A 20,377-nucleotide genomic window follows, 5' to 3' on the forward strand; every position below is an offset into this window, starting at 1 on the left:
TAAAAGTTATATATTTATTAAGAAAAAAATTAAGGAGTTGATTTTTTTGTTCTATGATATTATTAAATTAATAGAAAACAAAAAATATAATAATGCTTTATTAGAAATAGAAAAAATAAACAATAATAAATGGGAAAAATATAATTTGAAAGGTTTAATTTATTTTTATCTAAATGAATTTGAAAAATCAAAAGAAGAATTTGAAAAAGGATTAAAAATAGATCCAATAAATCCAGATTTATTATATAATTATTCACACGTATTAATTTCATTAGAAAAAGAATTAGAAGCATGGAAATATTTAATGAGAATAAAAGAAAAAGATTGGTCCATATATGATATTTTAGGAGATATTGAATTTAAAAACAGATCAAAAACATCTGCAATAAAATTTTATAATAAAGCATATGAATTAAATAAAAAAAATGAAATGGCAAAAAAATTATTAGAACAAAGAAAAAAAATTAAAAAAAATATAAAAGTATCTTTTTTTTGTTCACCAGGTTTAGAAACATTCGTAAAACCAATAGCCCGAGAAATGGCGTATGAATACAATGTAAATTTAATAATTAGTAATAATCCAGAAGAGATTAAAAAGGAAATAAAACGATCTGATATTATATGGCTAGAATGGGGAAATGAAGTTGCAAATTTTGTAACTAATAATGTTGATTTAAAAGATAAAAAAGTTATTTGTAGAATACATGGTTATGAAGTATTCACTGATATCCCAAAACAGATTAAATGGGATGTTATTGATCATGTGTTTTTTGTTGCAGAGCATAAAAAAGATTTGTTTTTTAAAAGATTTGGAAATATTATTAATCCTAAAAAGATTAGTATATTAAGAAACGGTATAGATTTAAATAAATTTCCTTATTTCCCCAAAAAAACACCAGGAAAAAATCTTGTTATAATAGGAAATATTAATTATAGAAAGGGTTTTGAAATATTATTAATGGCATTTAAAGAATTAATAAAAAAAGATGACAGTTATAAACTATATGTACGGGGTAATTTTCAAGATTTACGATATAAAATGGCTATTGAAACAATGATAAAGGAAATGAGTTTAGAAAAACATATTACTTTTGTTCCTCGTATTGAAGATCTTGGAGAATGGTTAAAAAATATGGATTTTATTTTATCTACTTCTATAGAAGAATCTTTTCATTCTACCGTCGGTGAAGCAATGGCTATTGGCTTAAAACCCATTATACACGCATGGAAAGAAAGCAGAAAAATATGGCCAGAAGAAAATATTTTCAATGATATTGATGGATTTTTAAATTTAATTTTAAATGCTGATTATAACTCCGAACAATATAGAAAATTTATAGAAGATAATTATACTTTTGAAAAACAAATATCTCAAATAGAAAAAACATTTGAAAAATTAGAAAAAGATATAAAAAAAGATACTTATACTTTTGAAGAAAAAAAAATATTGAGATTTACTTTTTCAAATTCTTCAGAAAAAAAATATATATGGTATGTCATGAATGAATTTGAAAAATTTCAATATGGTGGTGGAGAAAGAGTTATTGCTTCATTTTCGAGAGAAGCAAAGAAATATGGATATAAAATTATACTTATCTCAAATAATTATTCAAAAAAATCACTTGATATTATGAAAGATATAAATTTTAAAGGAGAAATATTAATTATAAATACACCTCTTTCGGAATATCCAGAAGACATTGAAAAAATTATGGATTTTGAAAAAGAATTAAAAAACATTAAAAATATATTCCCACCTGAACTCGTAATAGGACATCCTGTAACAACAAGTTTATGGCTTGAAAAAACAAAGAATAAATTAAATTTAAATATAAAGCATTATTTAACAACAATAGTAAATTTCTTTATTGGTAATCCTAATAAAAATATTAAATTTTATAAAGAAAATACTAATAACATTTTATTTATTGATGCTTTAACAAAAGAATATTTAGAATTAAAATTGGGAATAAAAAATTATAAACCTGATAGTCATTATCATTATGTTGGTGTTCCTTATTTTAGTATTAACAAATTAAAAAATATTTCTTTGAATAACAATTTTGACGATAAAATTAGAATTATAACCTACCCAAGACTTGTTTATACAAAATCATTTCTTTTAAATGCTGTAGAAGATATGGCTAAATTAATAAATAACGGATATGAATTTTATGTAAATATTGTTGGAAAAGGTGGGTTTAGTAATATTATGAGAGAAATAATAAAATTTCATAGAGTAGAGAAATTCATAAAAATAATACCCATGGAAAAAATTGATTTTAGATTTGTTTCTATTCATGATTTAGCTATTAATACAGGAGTTTCTGCAATTGAAACATCATATCTTGGAATTCCAACAATACACGCAGATACAACTTTATGGTTTAATTTTATAAATGGTTATACAGGATATGTAAATCCTAGGGGAATATTAGGAAAAGATTTCAAATTGAAAGACCCCACTTTTGACTTTTATAAGTATAATACATATTTTGACATTATTAAGAATATACTTGATAAAGAAAATCCAAAAAGATATCTTAGAAATGTTAGTAAAGATGTAAGAAAAAATACAATAAAAGATCTCGATTTTTATGATGAAAAACAGGTATTTAAAAATATATTAAAAAAATCAAATTTATTGAAAGGAGAATTGCTATGAAAGTAGTTATTCTTGCAGGAGGTTATGGTACTCGTTTGGAAGAAGAAACCACAAGAATTCCAAAACCAATGATTCAAATTGGAAGAAAACCTATATTATGGCATATTATGAAAATTTATTCTTATTATGGGTATAATGATTTTATAATCTGTCTTGGTTACAAAGGTTACATAATTAAAGAATATTTTATAAACTATCATAAACATATGAGTGACATGACCATTGATCTTTCTTCTGGAAATATAGAAATACATAATTCCTATACTGAAAATTGGAAGGTTACACTTGTAGACACAGGACTTAATACAATGACAGGAGGAAGAATTAAAAAAGTAAAAAAATATATTGGCAATGAAACATTCATGCTTACATATGGTGATGGAGTTGGTGATGTAAATATTAAAAAACTGGTAGAATTTCATCGCAGCCACGGAAGATTAGCTACAATAACAGTTACTCAACCTATAGGTAGATTTGGTGTTTTAGATATAGATAATAATAATGTAGTAAATTCATTTATAGAAAAACCCAAAAGTGATAAATCAAAGATAAATGCGGGCTTTTTTGTTCTTGAACCAGAAGTTATTGATTATATAGACGATAAACATACTGCATGGGAAAATGGTCCTCTCGAAAAATTAGCCAGAGAAAAGAATCTAAAGGCTTATCAACATAATGGTTTCTGGAAACCAATGGATACATTAAGAGATAAACATGAACTGGAAAATTTATGGAATTTAAAAAAAGCTCCATGGAAAATATGGTAAGGAGGCTATAATATGCTTTTTGAAAAACCATTATTTGTTTTTGAAATGGCAAATAATCATCAAGGTAGTGTTGAACATGGTAAAAGAATAATTCATAAAATTAAGAAAGTAATTAAAGAGTTTGAAGATGTTTTTAATTTTGCATTTAAATTTCAATACAGAGATTTGGATACATTTATCCATCCAGATCACAAGGAGGATTTTTCTTATAAATATATAAAAAGATTTGCTGAAACACGACTTTCAGAAGAAGATTTCCTTGAATTGAAAAAAACAGTTGAAGAAAATGGATTTATATCCATGTGCACACCTTTTGATGAAAAATCCGTTGAAAGAGTTATATCACATAATTATGATATTATAAAAATAGCCAGCGCTTCATTTACGGATTGGCCATTATTGGAAAAAATTACCCAATATGATAAACCGGTAATTGCATCTACCGCAGGATCCTCATTAAATGATATTAGAAACGTTGTTTACTTTTTTAAACATAGAAATAAAGAATTAAGTATTATGCATTGTGTTGCTTCATATCCAACCCCTAAAGAAAAACTAGAATTAAACCAAATTGATTTATTAAAGAAAGAATTTTCTGATATAACAATAGGTTTTTCAACTCATGAAGATCCTAATAATTTTGATGCCATAAAGATGACTATTGCTAAAGGTGCTTGGATATTTGAAAAACATGTTGGTGTAGAAACAGAAAATATAAAATTAAATGCGTATTCTGCTAAACCAGAACAGATTTATAAATGGCTGCTTTCAGCCAAAGATGCATTTATTATGAATGGAATAATAGGGAAAAGATATGAATTCCCAAAAGCAGAACTTGAATCGTTGCATAATTTAAAAAGAGGAATTTATGCAATAAGGGACATTAAAAAAGGAGAAAATATCACCTTAAATGATGTGTTTTTTTCAATCCCGCGTCAAGAACAACAATATTCAGCAAATGATATGTCAAAATACAAAAACTTTATTGCAATTGAAAACATAAAGAAAAATGATCCTATAGAAAAAAATAACGTAGAAATAAAGGACTTATATCCTGAGATAAAGAACTATGTAAAATCTATATTAGATATTGTAAAAAAGAGCAATGTTGTAATACCAGAAAATAGTTTATGTGAACTTTCACATCATTATGGATTAGATAAATTTAATGAATATGGTGCAACTATAATCGAAATAATAAACAGAGAATATTGTAAAAAAATAATAATATTATTGCCTGGTCAAAAACACCCAACACATTATCATAAACAAAAAGAAGAAACGTTCAATGTATTATATGGAGATTTCACAATTAAAATTGATGATAAAGAAAAAACTTATAAACCTGGTGATGTTATCGTTGTAAAAAGAAATAAAAAACATTCATTTTATAGCAAAAAAGGTGCAGTTATTGAAGAAATCTCAACTACTCATTATAAAGACGATTCTTATTATGATGACGAAAAAGTTCAAAGTAACAAGCATAGAAAAACAAAAATATATTTAACAGAAGATATATTATCATATTAAAGGTGATCTAATGAATTATAAAAAAGAATTGAAAAAATTATTTATAAAAGAATATATTCCAAATAATAAAAAATATTCTATTCATGAAATTATAAAAAATAAAAAAATTGTTTTATATGGTTTTGGAAGTGGATGTATAACTTTTTTTACAATTGTTATAAATAGATATAAAAATATTAAAATAGATAAAATTATAGATAAAAATCCATCAAAGAAAACTTATAATAACATTCCTGTTATTAAACCGGAAGAATTAAATATAGATATTCCAGAAAATTATGTAATTATCATTACTATTGGTAAAAAAGAATATTATAAAGAAATAGTTAATACTTTAAAAAATTTAAAGTTAAATAATATAATTTTTGTAAATGATATTTATGAATATCACTTACATTTTACTAATAAAGAAATAGAAAAAAAAGGATTTTATTTTTATTTAGAAAATAAAGAAAAAATATTAAAAACATTTAATTATTTTAAAGACGATTTAAGCAAAAAAATATTTATAAAATATCTTAAAACTCATATATATAAAATACCTCAAGTTATACCAAATGGCAATATTAAAAACCAATATTTTCCTTATGATATAAAACTAAATTATAATAGATTCATAAATTGTGGTGCCTATAATGGTGATACCATAAAGCAATTAAATCAAAAAATTGGAAAGGTGGAAACAATTGTATGCTTTGAACCCGACAAAAATAATTATTCAAAATTAATTGATTATCTTAATAATAATAAAGAAAATATAGCAGAATATATATTAACCTCACCATGTGGTGTATATTCTGAAAATAAAATACTTTACTTTGATGAAGGAAATAATACAAATAGTAGAGTAAATAAAAATGGAAATGTTGCTATACAGGTTATAAAACTTGATGATGTTTTATTAAATTATAGCCCAACACTTATACAAATGGATATAGAAGGATCTGAATTAGAAGCATTATATGGTGCAAAAAAAATAATAAAAGAAAACATTCCTGATTTATCTATATGTGTTTATCATACTCCGGAACATATGTGGGAAATACCTTTATTTATAAAATCATTATATGGAAAATATCAATTATATTTGAGAAATTATACTGGATACATAAGTGAAACTGTGTTATATGCAGTTAAAGGAGAATAATTTTATGTTTAAACCGTTAAAAACAAACAGGGGATTAAATATTAAATCATTAAAAAAATTAGTTAAAAACAAAGAAATATATATATGGGGTACCGGACAATTAGGAAGATCTTTAAAACGCATGTTAAATAAAAATAATATAAATATTTTTGGTTTTTGCGATTCTAATAAAAATATAGAAAATTCAAATATAGATACTTCAAAAGTATATTCACCTGAAAAAATAATAATAAAAGCACAAAAAAATGAAGCATTTTTAATACTTGCAGCGGCACAATCCAGACATGAAATGGAAAAAATTTGTATAGATAATAATTTAAATAAAAATGAAGACTTTATTTCATATATAAAATTACAAAGACCCGAAGCTATAATTGAAATATCTGGAGACTGTAATTTAAATTGTAACTTTTGTCCTCAAGGAAATCTTAAGTTAAAAAAAGGTATAATGAATTTTTATACCTATAGAAAAGTTTTGTCTAAATTAATGTTGGATATACCAAATTTATTTAATATACAATTATCTTTATGGGGAGAACCATTATTAAACCCAGAAATTGATAAAATCATTACATTATCAGAAAAATATATTCCAGTCTCTATACAAACAAACTTACAAATAACTAAAAACATAGAAAAATTAATTAAATCTAATCCAACACAAATTATAATTTCTGTTAGTGGTTTTGATAAAAATTATTCAAAATATTATGATAATGCTTCGTGGGATACTTTTAAGAATAATGTTGATTTTTTATATAATTTAATAAGTTTATACAAATCAAAAACACAAATTTCATTTCTATTTCACTTATACAAGGATAATAGAAATGATTATGAGAAAATTAAAGAATATTTAAAAAAATATAATTTTAAAGTATCTCCATCATGGGCATATTTAAATCCCTATAATCACCTGCTTTATTATCTTAAATATGGTATTATAAATTATAAAATAAAAAATGTATTGAATTCACTTGCATGGGATTTTGAAAAAATAATACCAATTATAAAAAATGAAATAGGGAAGCCCTGTTTATGCCAACGATTATTTCCTATAATAAACTGGGATTTGTCTGTGCTACAATGCCACTTATATTATAATAAAATACATAATAATTACCTTGATATTCCATATGATGAATTATTGAAATTGCGACATAATCAGCAAATTTGTAAAAAGTGTCAAAAATATGGACTACATAGATTAGATATTGATATTTTACTAAGAAAGTATTCAGAAGAAAGAATACTCGGGAGGTTAGAAAATGAATAATTTTATATTTCAAAATCCAACAAAAATAATATTTGGAAAAGAGACAATAGAAAAAATAGGTGATGAATTAAAGAAAAATAATATAAAAAAGGTATTAATTCATTATGGTGGTGGTTCAATAAAGAAAAATGGTGTTTATGATAAAGTAGTAATTTCATTAAAAGAAAATAATATAGAGTTTATAGAGGTTTCTGGAGTAAAACCTAATCCCAGACTCTCAAAGGTAATCGAAGGAATTGAATTTGCAAAGAAAAACAATGTTGATGGAATTCTTGCTATTGGTGGTGGAAGCGTTATTGATTCTGCTAAGGCGATTGCTGGTGGATTTTTCTATGATGATTATATTTGGAATGCCTTTGCTACAAAAAATAGATTTAAAAAAGCTTTACCATTATTTGTAATTCTAACACTTTCTGCAACGGGTTCTGAAATGAATGGAAATGCTGTGATAACGAATGAAAAAACAAATCAAAAATGGACAACTTCAGGACTTGCATTATACCCTAAGGTATCTATTATAGATCCTACCGTACAATTTTCGTTACCTAAAAAACAAACAATAAATGGAGCTGTTGATGCAATAAGTCATGCAATGGAATTCTACTTTGATGGAACAAAAAATAATGAAATACAGTTACAGTTAGCTGAAAGTATAATTAGAACTATAATTACAACCACTGAAATATTGTTAGGTAATCCCGAAGATTATGACGCTAGGGCAAATCTTGTGTGGAGTGCTACTTTAGCATTAAACGGACTTCTTTCTACTGGAACAAAGGGAGGAGATTGGTCAAGCCATGAATTAGAACATTCTCTCTCTGCACTTTTTGATGTATCTCATGGTGAAGGATTAGCTATCATCTTTCCTGCATGGCTAAAATATAATTATAATGAACATATAGAAAGATTTGATAGATTTGCATTAAAAATATTTAATATAGACACAGGAAATCCATCAATTGATGCAAAATTGGGTATAGAGACATTAATAGAATGGTATAAAAAAATTGGCCAGCCCACAACATTAAAAGAAATTGGTATTACAGAAAATAATATAGATAAACTTGTAGAAAATGCAACTCAAAAAGAATATATAGGGAGATTAAAACGATTGTCAAAAGAAGATATTATAAATATATATAAATTAGCCTTATAGAATGGAGGAAAATTATGTCAAAACAACATTCAAAAGTTCATGTAAATTATCATATATATACAGTTAAAGATGCAAAAGAAATGTTTAAGAATAGAGATATATACATATGGGGAGCTGGACAAAAAGGAAGAGGCTTTTTAAAAGCTTTACAAAGAAATGGTTTTAATGTTAAAGCTTTTCTCGATAGTTCTCCTTTACTTATTGGAACAACCTATGAAAATATTCCAATACTAAATCCAATTGATGTTTTAGAAAATAAAAAATTATTGAATAATGCTTATATTCTTACTGCCAGTGTTGATAAAAAAAATAAAGAAATGTTTAAAATATGTGAAAGTTATGATTTAAAAAAAGGTCAAGATTTTATAAATATTCAAAAATTCACACCATATTATCCAGTAATAGAAATTTCTGGAGCATGTAATTTAAAATGTATTAGTTGCCCAAGAGGTGATTCAAGAAATAGGTTTAAAAAAAATGGATTTATGAGCATTGAAAATTATAAAAAAGTAATAAAAAAATTAATCAAAGAAATGCCATTTTTATACCTTGTTGATTTATATATATGGGGAGATCCATTATTACACTCTGATTTAGATAAAATAATAAAAATTAACAATGAATATGGTATTGCCAGTGGTATTTCAACAAATTTAAATTACGGGAAATACCTTGAAAAAGTAATAAAAGCCAAACCACCACAAATCAGAATTTCTGTATCAGGTTATGGACCTGAGCACTATGAAATAACTCATACAGGTGGAAAATGGGATGTATTTTATAACAATCTTTTAAAATTGCATGATTATATAGAAAAATATAAAACCAATACAATAGTAGAAGTATATTTTCACGTAAATAAAATAAATATTGGAGAATATATAAAAGTAAAAGAATTATGTGATAATCTTAATTTTAGACTTAATTCAACCATTTCCATGGTATTTCACGATTATGCATTAGAATATGTTGAAACAGGTAAATTACCTGAAAATGCTAAAAAAGGTACAGAATTAATGCTTGTGTCCCTCGATGAAATGTTGGAAGATGCAAAACGAGAAAAAGAGAAAGATTGTCTTTTAAAAAGAATTGTTCCAGTAATAAATTGGGATCTTTCTGTAATGCCGTGTTGTAATTATATATATAGAAAATTGGCGGATAACTATCTTGAAATTTCATTTGAAGAAATTATTAAATTAAGAGAAGAACATCCGCTATGTAAAACATGTCAAAAACATTCTTTACACAGATATTTTAATCCGTTATATTATATAGAATTAGTAGAAAAAAAATTAAAAAATATTTAAAAGTTTTAAAAAGTGAAAAGAATGAATAAATGTCGTATATAGCATTTATAAGGATTTAAATTTTTTGAAGTAATGAAAATAAAGTCTTCATTATAAAATTTATCTTACTAAAATGGAGGAAAATTATGTCAAAACAACATTCAAAAGTTCATGTAAATTATCATATATATACAGTTAAAGATGCAAAAGAAATGTTTAAGAATAGAGATATATACATATGGGGAGCTGGACAAAAAGGAAGAGGCTTTTTAAAAGCTTTACAAAGAAATGGTTTTAATGTTAAAGCTTTTCTCGATAGTTCTCCTTTACTTATTGGAACAACCTATGAAAATATTCCAATACTAAATCCAATTGATGTTTTAGAAAATAAAAAATTATTGAATAATGCTTATATTCTTACTGCCAGTGTTGATAAAAAAAATAAAGAAATGTTTAAAATATGTGAAAGTTATGATTTAAAAAAAGGTCAAGATTTTATAAATATTCAAAAATTCACACCATATTATCCAGTAATAGAAATTTCTGGAGCATGTAATTTAAAATGTATTAGTTGCCCAAGAGGTGATTCAAGAAATAGGTTTAAAAAAAATGGATTTATGAGCATTGAAAATTATAAAAAAGTAATAAAAAAATTAATCAAAGAAATGCCATTTTTATATCTTGTTGATTTATATATATGGGGAGAGCCTTTATTAAATCCAGATTTAAGTAAAATAATAAAAATTAATAATGAATATGGGATTGCTAGTGGAATTTCAACAAACTTAAATTACGAAAAACATCTTGAGAAAGTAATAAAGTCTAAACCTCCACAAATTAGAGTTTCTGTATCAGGTTATGGACCTGAACATTATGAAATAACTCATACAGGTGGAAAATGGGATGTATTTTATAACAATCTTTTAAAATTGCATGATTACATAGAAAAATACAAAACCAATACAATAGTAGAAGTATATTTTCACGTAAACAAAGTAAATATTGCTGAATATATAAAAGTAAAAGAATTATGTGATAATCTCGGTTTTAGAATTAATTTAACTATTTCAAGAGTTTTTCACGATTATGCATTAGAATATGTTGAAACAGGTAAATTACCTGAAAATGCTAAAAAGGGAGCAGAATTAATGCTTGTATCTCTTGACGAAATGTTAGAAGATGCTAAACGAGAAAAAGAAAAAGATTGTCTTTTGAAAAGAATCGTTCCAGTAATAAATTGGGATCTTTCCGTAATGGCATGCTGTGATTATATATACAGAAAATTAGAAGATAATTATCTTGAAACTTCATTTGAAGAAATTATCAAATTGAGAGAAGAACATACGTTGTGTAAAACATGTCAAAAATATGCTTTACACAGATATTCTAATCCATTATATTATACAAAGTTTGTAGAGAAAAAAATTAAAACGTATACAAAACTTTCAAAAGATGAAAATAATGCGTAAATGTCGTATTTGCGGAAATGAAACTATAAATTTGTTTAAAATAGAAAATATGCCTTCACGATCTCAATTCTTCCCTACAGAAGAAATTATTAATATGGACAAACCAATAACCTTAAATATAGTTCAATGTAGTAAATGCGGGCTTGTTCAACTTGATAATGAACCCGTTTCATATTATAAAGAAGTTATTAGAGCTACATCAGTTTCATCAAAAATGAAAAAATTTAGATTACATCAATTAAAAACATTTATTGAAAAATACAAATTATACAAAAAAAAAGGTATAGAAATTGGTTGTGGAAATTGTGATTATTTAGATATATTAAATGAATTAGATATTGAAATATATGGAATAGAATTTTCAGAAAAAAATATAAAAATATGTAAAGAAAAGAATTTAAAAGTTTTTAAGGGTTTTATAGAAAATGAAATTTATAAAATTCCAAAAAAACCTTATGACATTTTTTTTATTTTTAATTATCTTGAACACATACCAAATCCTATTATTTTTTTAAAAGGTATATGGAACAATCTTACAGAAAATGGAATAGGAATAATAGAAGTCCCTAATTTTAATATGATATTAAAAGAAAAAATGTTATCTGAATTTACCATAGATCATCTTTCATATTTTACAAAAAACACATTAGAGCTTACATTAAAATTAAGTGGATTTGAAATACTTGAAATAAATGAAATTTGGAATGATTATATATTATCTGCTATTGTAAGAAAAAGAAATTTAATTAATGTAGAGGATTTTGATAATTTTAAAACTATTTTAAAAAAGAATATTGATGATTTCATAAAAGAAAATAATGATTTTGCAATATGGGGTGCAGGACATCAAGCATTGGCAATTATTGCTATGACTAATCTAAATAAAAAATGCAAATTTATTATAGATTCTGCATCATTTAAACAAAATAAGTATACACCAGCTACTCATATAAAGATTGTTTCACCTGAATATTTAAGAAAACATAATGTTAAGTCGATATTAATTATGGCAGGTAGTTATTCGGATGAAATTGCTCAAATATTAAAAAAAGAATACCCGGATATTAAAAATTATATATTAAAGCAAAATAAAATTATAAGAAATAACTGATTTATTGTTATACACGCGGAGGTGTAAATATGGATAAAAAAATCAATTATAAAGTTCAGAAAAATGAAAGTATGAAGAGAAATCTTTTAAAAGAAACAAAACCATATGTATATGAAAAAATATTAAAATTTGAAGAAAAAGTAAAAAAAGGAGAAAGTATAGCAATAATACAATTTCAATATAATTATGCATGTAATTTTAATTGTGCTCATTGTGGTATTTCTCAATTAAGAAAACCTGAAGCACGCAGTTTCACCCCAAAAGATGTTGAAGAATTATCAAGGCAGGCAGACGAAATGGGACTTGCACATTTTGTAATTACAGGTGGAGAACCTCTTGTTTTTTCTGATTTAGATGATGTTATTAGAGCTATTGATCCTAAAAAATTTTATATATCTCTTGATACAAATGGATGGTTTTTTGATGAAGAAAAAGCATTTCATTTAAAAGAAATAGGTGTAGACAAAATACAATTAAGTTTAGATAGTCTTGATGAAAAAGAACATGATGAATTTAGAAGAAAACAAGGTTCACATGAAAGGGCTTTAAGAGCTATAGATGCTGCAAAAAAAGCTGGATTAAATATTATTATTCAAACTGTGGTTACAAAGCAAAGAGTACATTCCCAAGAATTTGAAAATTTTCTTAAATTTCTAAATTCAAAAGACGTTGGTGTGTTTATTACATATGCTAAACCAGTTGGAAATTGGGAAGGTAATTATGATGTACTAGTTACACGTGAAGATATGGAATATGTAAGAAATTTAGAGAAAAAATATAATGTTTTTACACATTTAACTCCAGGATATGGTTTGGATCTAGGTTGTATTGCAGTAAAAAGAATGATTTCTGTTACTCAATATGGTGAGGTAATGCCATGTCCATATATACATGCATCATTAGGTAATGTTTTCGAAGAACCTTTAAAAGATATTATAGAAAGAGGATTGAATATAAAATGGTTTGGTAAATACGTTGATACATGTCTTATTGCAGAAGATAAACATTTTATTGAAGAATATGATTCAAAAAGAATTTACGGAAATAAACCTTTACCAGTACCATGGTTCAAAGTGTTTGATGAAAATGATTTCATAAAAAATGAAAAGGAATTAAAAGCTGAAAAAACAAAAAACGGATATTTAAGGTGGAGGAAATAATACATGTATAAAAATCCTTTATCAGAAGATCTTGATTTTATAATAAAAAAATTAGAAAAGGATATATACAAATTAAAAAATGAAAATATTTTTATCACAGGTGGTACTGGTTTTTTTGGTAAATGGTTTCTTGAAACATTGTTATATGCTAATGAAAAATTAGATCTTAATATACATATAGGTATATTATCTAGAAATCCCGAACGATTTAAAAAGTTATATCCACATTTAAATGATGAAAAATTTATTACTTTTTATAAAGGAGATATTAGAGATTTTAAATTTCCTGAAGAAAAATTCTCTTATATTATCCATGGTGCCAGCGCATCAGCAGAAGGGTGGTTTCGTGGAGATAGCCAAATATCTCGATTTAATATAATAACTGATGGTACAAAAAGAATTTTAGATTTCGCTAAAAACTCAAAAATTAAAAAATTTTTATATATGAGTTCCGGTAAAGTTTATGGAACTCATCCTATTTTTTATGATAAAATCCCTGAAAATTATTGTGGAAATTTATGTTTGGATGATCCGAATGCTGCATTATCAATAGGTAAAAAAAGTGCAGAATTTTTGACATTACAATATTCAAAAGAATATAATTTCAACGTTGCTATAGCAAGAGGCTTCGCATTTGTTGGACCTTATCTTCAATTAAATCTTCATTATGCAATAGGAAATTTTATAAGAGATGCTATAAATAATAAATCCATTATTATAAAAGGCGATGGCACTCCTATAAGATCTTACTTATATGCTGCAGATGCTATTATATGGTTTTTAAAAATTTTATTAAATTCAAAAAATATGCGTATTTATAATGTTGGATCGGAAAAAGATTATACAATAAAAGAAATTGCTGAAATTGTTTCAAAATCTGTATCTCCTAAAGTGGATATAATAATTAAAAAGTCAAAAATCGATGATAATGTAGATAAATATATTCCTTCTGTTGAAAAAATAAAATCAGAACTCAATGTAGATGAATATACAGACATATATACCTTAATAATGAAAACCATAAGATTTTATAAAGAAAGAGGTTGATAAAATGATAAAATTATCTGATTATGTTTTTAAGCTTATTTCCAATCTTGGAGTAAAACACGTTTTTATGTTTCCAGGAGGAGGATGTATGCATCTTGTGGATTCACTTGGAAAAAATAAAAAATTAAAATATATAACAAATCTAAATGAACAAGCTGTTTCTATAAGTGTTGAATCCTATGCAGAAGCAACTAATAATATTGCTGTTGGACTAGTTACAACTGGACCCGGAGGAACAAACTCTATTACTGGCGTAGCAGCAGGATGGGTAGATTTCATTCCAATGTTGATGATATCAGGTCAAGTAAAAAGAGCAGATATGATTGGAAATTCTGGTGTAAGGCAAAAGGGATTTCAGGAAATAGATATTATTTCTCTTGTAAAACCTATTACAAAATATGCTGTTACTGTAATGAATCCAGAAGATATACGTTATCATCTTGAAAAAGCTGTATATCTTGCAAAAAGTGGAAGACCTGGCCCAGTTTGGATAGATATACCTCTTGATGTTCAAGCTGCTATTATAGATGAAAAAAATCTAAAAGGATTTATACCTTCTGAAGAAAAAAAGAATAATAATTTAGAAATAGCTATTGAAAAAGTTATTGAATTAATAAAGAAATCAAAACGCCCTGTTATTTTAGCGGGAAATGGCATAAGACTTGGAAATGCTGAAGAATTATTTCAAAGTGTAATCAGAAAATTAAATATTCCAGTATTATTAACTTGGAAAGTTATTGACTTTTTAGATGAAAATGACCCTCTAAATTTTGGAAGGCCAGGGGCTATTGCATCAAGATATGCAAATTTTATCCAACAAAAATCCGATTTATTTATTTCCATAGGTGCAAGATTGGATACAGGTCAAACAGCATATAATCACAAAAATTTTGCACCAAATGCTAAAAAAGTAATTGTTGATATTGATATAAATGAGATTAATAAACTGAATATGGATATAGAATTAAAAATAGAAGCAAACGCTTATGATTTCTTAGAAATATTAAACAAAAAAATCCAAAATATCACTTTTGAAAAAAAAGAAAAATGGATTAATTTCTGTTCAGAATTAAAAAACAAATATCCTATTATTTTAGAAGAATATTATAAGGAAAAAGATTTTGTTAATCCTTATGTATTAATTGATATTTTATCTCAAAAATTAACAGAAAAAGATGCGGTTATTCCTGGAAGTTCAGGAATATGTAGCGAAATTACTATGCAATCTTTCAAAGTTAAAAAAGGACAAAGGGTATATAATAATGAAGGTTTTGGATCTATGGGATTTGGATTACCTGCTTCTATTGCGGGAACTATTGCTTTAAATAGAAGAACTGTTTGTATAACAGGTGATGGTGGAATTCAAATGAATATTCAGGAATTAGAAACGCTGAGAAGATTAAACTTAAACCTTAAATGTTTTGTCCTTGATAATAATGGATATGGATCAATTGTTAATACACAAAATAATTATTTCAAGGGTAATTATGTAGGAAGTAATGAAGAAAGTGGTTTAACTTTACCTTCTATGGAAAAACTTTCTAAAGCTTATAATTTGAAATTTTATGAAATAAAAAATAATGATTATTTGATTAAGTATATTGATGAAATATTAGAATATAATGGTCCCGTTATATGTAATGTAAAAATACCAGAAACCTTTACAACAATGCCAAGAACAAAATCAAAAGTAGAGAATGAAAAAATTATTACATTACCAATGGAAGATCTATGGACTTATCTTGATAGAGAAGAATTCAATAAAATAATGAGCTTTTAAGGAGGCAGTTATGTCCTATAAATATTTGTTTTTTGATATGGATGGAACACTTTTTGATACATCTGAAGGCATAATATATTCAATGAAAAAAGCATATGAATTAAATAATTTAAAACCTCTTGAAGAAAATGAAATTATAAAATTAATAGGGCCAACATTAGATGAAATAATGAATATGCTATTTAAAGAAGATTCAAAATTAAAAATAAAAGTAAGAAATGATTTTCGACAAATTTATGCATCAAAGGGTGTTTTTAAATTACAACTTTTTCCAAAAGTAATTAAAACTTTAGAAATATTATTTAAAAGAAATAAAAAAATGTATATTATAACCTCAAAACCATCAATATTTGCAGAACAAATAATAGAAAAATTCAACATGTCAAAATATTTCCAAAAAATTTTTGGTGTACCACTTGAAGGAAAAATACCATCAAAATCTAAAAGATTAAAGTATTTAATAAGAGAGCTTAATATACCAGTAAAAGAAAGCATAATAATTGGAGATACAGAAAGTGATATAAATGCTGGAAAATATAATAATATGGATATTATCTGTGTTAAATTTGGTTTTTGTAAAAATCATGAATATCTAAAAAACAGCTGTTCTTATATTATTAACTCTTTTGATGATATTTTTAATATTGTGGGTGAATAATATGAAAAACTTCTATAAAAATAAAAAAGTATTAATAACAGGACATACAGGTTTTAAAGGGTCATGGTTGACAATATGGTTATTAAAAATGGGAGCTAAAGTAATAGGTTATGCTTTAGATCCATATACCCAAAAAGATAATTTTGTATTATCAAAATTATCAGAAAAAATAATTGATATACGTGACGATGTTAGAAATTATGATAATTTAAAAAATACATTTGAAAAATATAAACCAGATATAATATTTCATATGGCAGCTCAACCATTAGTTAGATTATCATATAAAATGCCACGTGACACTTTTGAAACTAATATTATGGGAACAGTAAATGTATTAGAAGCATTTAAAAATACTGAAGAATCAAAAGTTTTAATAAATATAACTTCGGATAAATGCTATGAAAATAAAGAATGGATATGGGGATATAGAGAAAATGATCCAATGGGAGGATATGATCCATACAGTGCCAGCAAAGGAGCAAGTGAAATTGTTTCAAATGCATATTTAAAATCATTCTTCAATCCTGAAAAGTTTAATAAACACAAAAAAGCAATAGCAACAGTTCGTGCAGGAAATGTAATAGGTGGTGGAGATTGGGCAAAAGATAGAATAATTCCAGATTGTATAAGAGCATTAGAAAAAGACATACCAATAGAAATAAGAAATCCAAATGCAATAAGACCTTGGCAAAATGTATTGGAACCATTAAGTGGATATTTATTATTAGGTACAAAATTATTAAAAAATCCCAAAAAATATAGTGGATCATGGAATTTTGGACCTCATTTAAATTCAATAATAACAGTAAGAGAAATAGTAGAAAAAGTAATAGAAAATTATGGAAATGGTTTCTGGAAAGACTTATCAAATAACACTCAACCACATGAAGCAAAATTATTAAATTTAGATATTAGTAAATCAAAATTTTATCTTAATTGGGAACCTACATTAAATATCTCTGAAACAATAAATCTAACAATTGATTGGTATAAAAATTATAAAAAAGAAAATGTATATGAATTATGTATGAAACAAATAAAATATTTTGAAAACAAAAAAACTGGTCGGAGGACTAACAATGGATAAACTAAGAAAAGAAATATTAGAACTTACAAAGAAATATGCTAAAAATAAAATAAAAAAAGAATTTATACCTGGAAAAACAACAATACCCTTTGCTAGAAGAGTATTTGATGAAGAAGAATATATGAATTTAGTAGAATCATCACTTGATGGATGGTTAACAACAGGGAGATTTTCAGAAAAATTCGAATATGAATTCGCAAAGTTCTTTGGAATAAAAAGTGTATCTTTAGTAAATTCTGGTTCTTCAGCAAACTTCTTAGCATTAACTGCATTAACCTCAAAAAAATTAGGAGAAAGAAAAATAAAACAAGGTGATGAAATAATTACAGTAGCTGCAGGATTTCCAACAACAGTAAATCCTATAATACAAAATAATGCAATTCCTGTATTTATTGATGTAGACATACCAACATACAATATAAAAGCTAGCGAAATAGAAAAAGCAATAACAAAAAAAACAAAAGCAATAATGATAGCTCATACTTTGGGGAACCCTTTTAACTTAGATGAAGTAATGAGAGTTGCTAAAAAATACAACTTATGGGTAGTAGAAGATGTATGTGATGCAGTAGGTTCAACATATAATGGAAAACTTGTAGGAACATTTGGAGATATAGCAACAGTAAGCTTCTATCCAGCACATCATATAACTATGGGTGAAGGAGGAGCTGTATTAACAAATAATTTGCAATTAGAAAAAATAGTAAAATCATTTAGGGATTGGGGAAGAGATTGTTATTGCGAACCTGGATTTAGCAATACATGTGGAATGAGATTTAAACAACAACATGGTACTTTGCCATTTGGTTATGATCATAAATATGTATATTCACATATAGGTTATAATTTAAAACTAACAGACATGCAAGCTGCAGTTGGTGTTGCTCAACTAAAAAAATTACCTGAATTCATAGAAAAAAGGAAAAAGAACTTTAAATTACTAAAAGAAGGACTTAAACAATTTGAAGAATATTTAATACTTCCAGAAGCTACATCGAAAAGTGACCCATCTTGGTTTGGATTTCCTATAACAGTAAAAGAAAATAAAAAATTTTCTCGTTGGGATATAGTAACATATTTAGAAGAAAATAAAATAATGACTAGAATGTTATTTGGAGGAAATTTAACAAGGCAACCAGCATATGAAGATGTAAATTATAGGATTCATGGTGAATTAACAAATACAGACATAATTATGAATAATACATTTTTCATAGGAGTATATCCTGGAATAAACGATGAAATGATTGAATATATTCAAAAAACTTTTAAAAATTTTATAAATTAAAAGTTTTAAGATTAAAGTTTTCATAAAAAAAAACGATAATAATTATGAAAAATTCTTGGCCAAGAATAATAGTTTTAAATTTAACCCAAGGATGGGAAAAAATAAAAATAACATGGAGGTGGAATTATGAGAATTAATCATAATTTAAATGCTATTAACGCTTGGAGAAACTTAGGTCACACTAACACTATGATTGGTAAATCTTTGGAAAAACTTTCTTCTGGTTTGAGAATTAATAGAGCTGGTGACGATGCTGCTGGTTTAGCTATTTCTGAAAAAATGAGAGCTCAAATTAAAGGTTATGATATGGCTACTAAAAATGCTCAAGATGGTATTTCCTTGATTCAAACCGCTGAAGGTGCTTTGACTGAAGTTCACTCTATGCTTCAAAGAATGAGAGAAATTTCTGTTCAAGCTGCTAATGACACCAATAACACTGAAGATAGAAATGCTCTTAAAAAAGAAATAACTCAACTACAAACTGAAATAAATAGAATTGGTTCTACTACTAAATTTAATGGAAAATCTTTATTTGCTGCTAGCCAATCATTTAGCTTGCAAATTGGTCCTGATAAAGATACTAATTTAGTTCTTAATGTTAAATCTCAAGCTGTTACAACAGGAACACTTACAATAAGTGGTATTTCTATAACTTCAAATTCGGCTGCACAAGGCGCAATAGCAAGTATTGATAATGCAATAAAAGTTGTTTCAAGCTTAAGAGCACAATTTGGAGCTTATCAAAATAGACTTGAACATACTGTTAATAATTTAAGTGTTTCAAGTGAAAATTTAACTGCTGCTGAATCTAGAATTAGAGATGTTGATATGGCTAAAGAAATGATGAAATTTACTAAACAACAAATTTTATTACAATCTTCTAACGCTATGCTAGCTCAAGCTAATCAAGCTCCTCAACAAGTTCTTTCTTTATTAAGATAATTTAA

At 25.6% G+C, this 20,377-nt stretch carries 16 protein-coding genes; all 16 read left to right on the plus strand.

Annotated elements, in window-relative coordinates:
• Positions 1-46: 46 nt before the first annotated feature.
• The 16 genes from IGS63_RS03855 to IGS63_RS03930 all read left to right on the plus strand — a co-directional run bounded on the left by IGS63_RS03855 (position 47) and on the right by IGS63_RS03930 (position 20,372).
• Positions 47-2,665 carry a glycosyltransferase gene (locus IGS63_RS03855; protein ID WP_198423080.1) on the plus strand — a complete coding sequence of 873 codons (2,619 nt, stop codon included), beginning with the start codon at positions 47-49 and terminating at the stop codon, positions 2,663-2,665.
• Positions 2,662-3,432: a glucose-1-phosphate cytidylyltransferase gene (rfbF, locus tag IGS63_RS03860; RefSeq protein WP_190615692.1), complete on the plus strand. Its 771-nt coding sequence runs from the start codon at positions 2,662-2,664 to the stop codon at positions 3,430-3,432. Before IGS63_RS03855 ends, rfbF begins: the two co-directional genes overlap by 4 nt.
• A 12-nt stretch (positions 3,433-3,444) precedes the next feature.
• Positions 3,445-4,962, plus strand: coding sequence for an N-acetylneuraminate synthase family protein (locus tag IGS63_RS03865; protein WP_190615693.1), 1,518 nt, complete (start codon positions 3,445-3,447; stop codon positions 4,960-4,962).
• Between the two features lie 10 nt (positions 4,963-4,972).
• Positions 4,973-6,109, plus strand: coding sequence for an FkbM family methyltransferase (locus tag IGS63_RS03870; protein ID WP_190615694.1), 1,137 nt, complete (start codon positions 4,973-4,975; stop codon positions 6,107-6,109).
• 4 nt (positions 6,110-6,113) lie between these two features.
• Entirely contained in the window at positions 6,114-7,385 is a 1,272-nt protein-coding gene (locus tag IGS63_RS03875) for a radical SAM protein (protein WP_190615695.1), read from the plus strand.
• Positions 7,378-8,541 carry an iron-containing alcohol dehydrogenase gene (locus IGS63_RS03880; protein ID WP_190615696.1) on the plus strand — a complete coding sequence of 388 codons (1,164 nt, stop codon included), beginning with the start codon at positions 7,378-7,380 and terminating at the stop codon, positions 8,539-8,541. Before IGS63_RS03875 ends, IGS63_RS03880 begins: the two co-directional genes overlap by 8 nt.
• Positions 8,542-8,555: 14 nt before the next feature.
• Positions 8,556-9,848: a radical SAM protein gene (locus IGS63_RS03885; protein WP_190615697.1), complete on the plus strand. Its 1,293-nt coding sequence runs from the start codon at positions 8,556-8,558 to the stop codon at positions 9,846-9,848.
• A 125-nt stretch (positions 9,849-9,973) separates the two neighbouring features.
• Positions 9,974-11,296 (plus strand): radical SAM protein, encoded by a 1,323-nt coding sequence (locus IGS63_RS03890; RefSeq protein ID WP_190615698.1) that lies wholly within the window; start codon positions 9,974-9,976, stop codon positions 11,294-11,296.
• Between the two features lie 31 nt (positions 11,297-11,327).
• A complete protein-coding gene (locus IGS63_RS03895) occupies positions 11,328-12,407 on the plus strand; it encodes a class I SAM-dependent methyltransferase (protein ID WP_190615699.1) in 1,080 nt (359 codons plus the stop codon).
• 29 nt (positions 12,408-12,436) lie between these two features.
• A complete protein-coding gene (locus tag IGS63_RS03900) occupies positions 12,437-13,567 on the plus strand; it encodes a radical SAM/SPASM domain-containing protein (protein ID WP_190615700.1) in 1,131 nt (376 codons plus the stop codon).
• 3 nt (positions 13,568-13,570) lie between these two features.
• A complete protein-coding gene (locus IGS63_RS03905) occupies positions 13,571-14,614 on the plus strand; it encodes an NAD-dependent epimerase/dehydratase family protein (RefSeq protein WP_190615701.1) in 1,044 nt (347 codons plus the stop codon).
• A 4-nt stretch (positions 14,615-14,618) separates the two neighbouring features.
• A complete protein-coding gene (locus IGS63_RS03910) occupies positions 14,619-16,394 on the plus strand; it encodes a thiamine pyrophosphate-binding protein (protein WP_190615702.1) in 1,776 nt (591 codons plus the stop codon).
• Between the two features lie 10 nt (positions 16,395-16,404).
• Positions 16,405-17,052: an HAD family hydrolase gene (locus IGS63_RS03915; RefSeq protein WP_190615703.1), complete on the plus strand. Its 648-nt coding sequence runs from the start codon at positions 16,405-16,407 to the stop codon at positions 17,050-17,052.
• A 1-nt stretch (position 17,053) separates the two neighbouring features.
• Positions 17,054-18,142 (plus strand): CDP-glucose 4,6-dehydratase, encoded by a 1,089-nt coding sequence (gene rfbG, locus IGS63_RS03920; protein ID WP_198423081.1) that lies wholly within the window; start codon positions 17,054-17,056, stop codon positions 18,140-18,142.
• On the plus strand, positions 18,135-19,430 hold the full coding sequence (gene rfbH / locus IGS63_RS03925; RefSeq protein WP_190615705.1) for a lipopolysaccharide biosynthesis protein RfbH: 1,296 nt from the start codon (positions 18,135-18,137) through the stop codon (positions 19,428-19,430). The genes rfbG and rfbH overlap by 8 nt, the downstream gene beginning before the upstream one ends.
• Before the next feature lie 126 nt (positions 19,431-19,556).
• On the plus strand, positions 19,557-20,372 hold the full coding sequence (locus IGS63_RS03930) for a flagellin N-terminal helical domain-containing protein (protein WP_190615706.1): 816 nt from the start codon (positions 19,557-19,559) through the stop codon (positions 20,370-20,372).
• Positions 20,373-20,377 lie beyond the last annotated feature (5 nt).

Source organism: Tepiditoga spiralis, from assembly GCF_014701195.1.
Classification (GTDB): domain Bacteria; phylum Thermotogota; class Thermotogae; order Petrotogales; family Petrotogaceae; genus Tepiditoga; species Tepiditoga spiralis.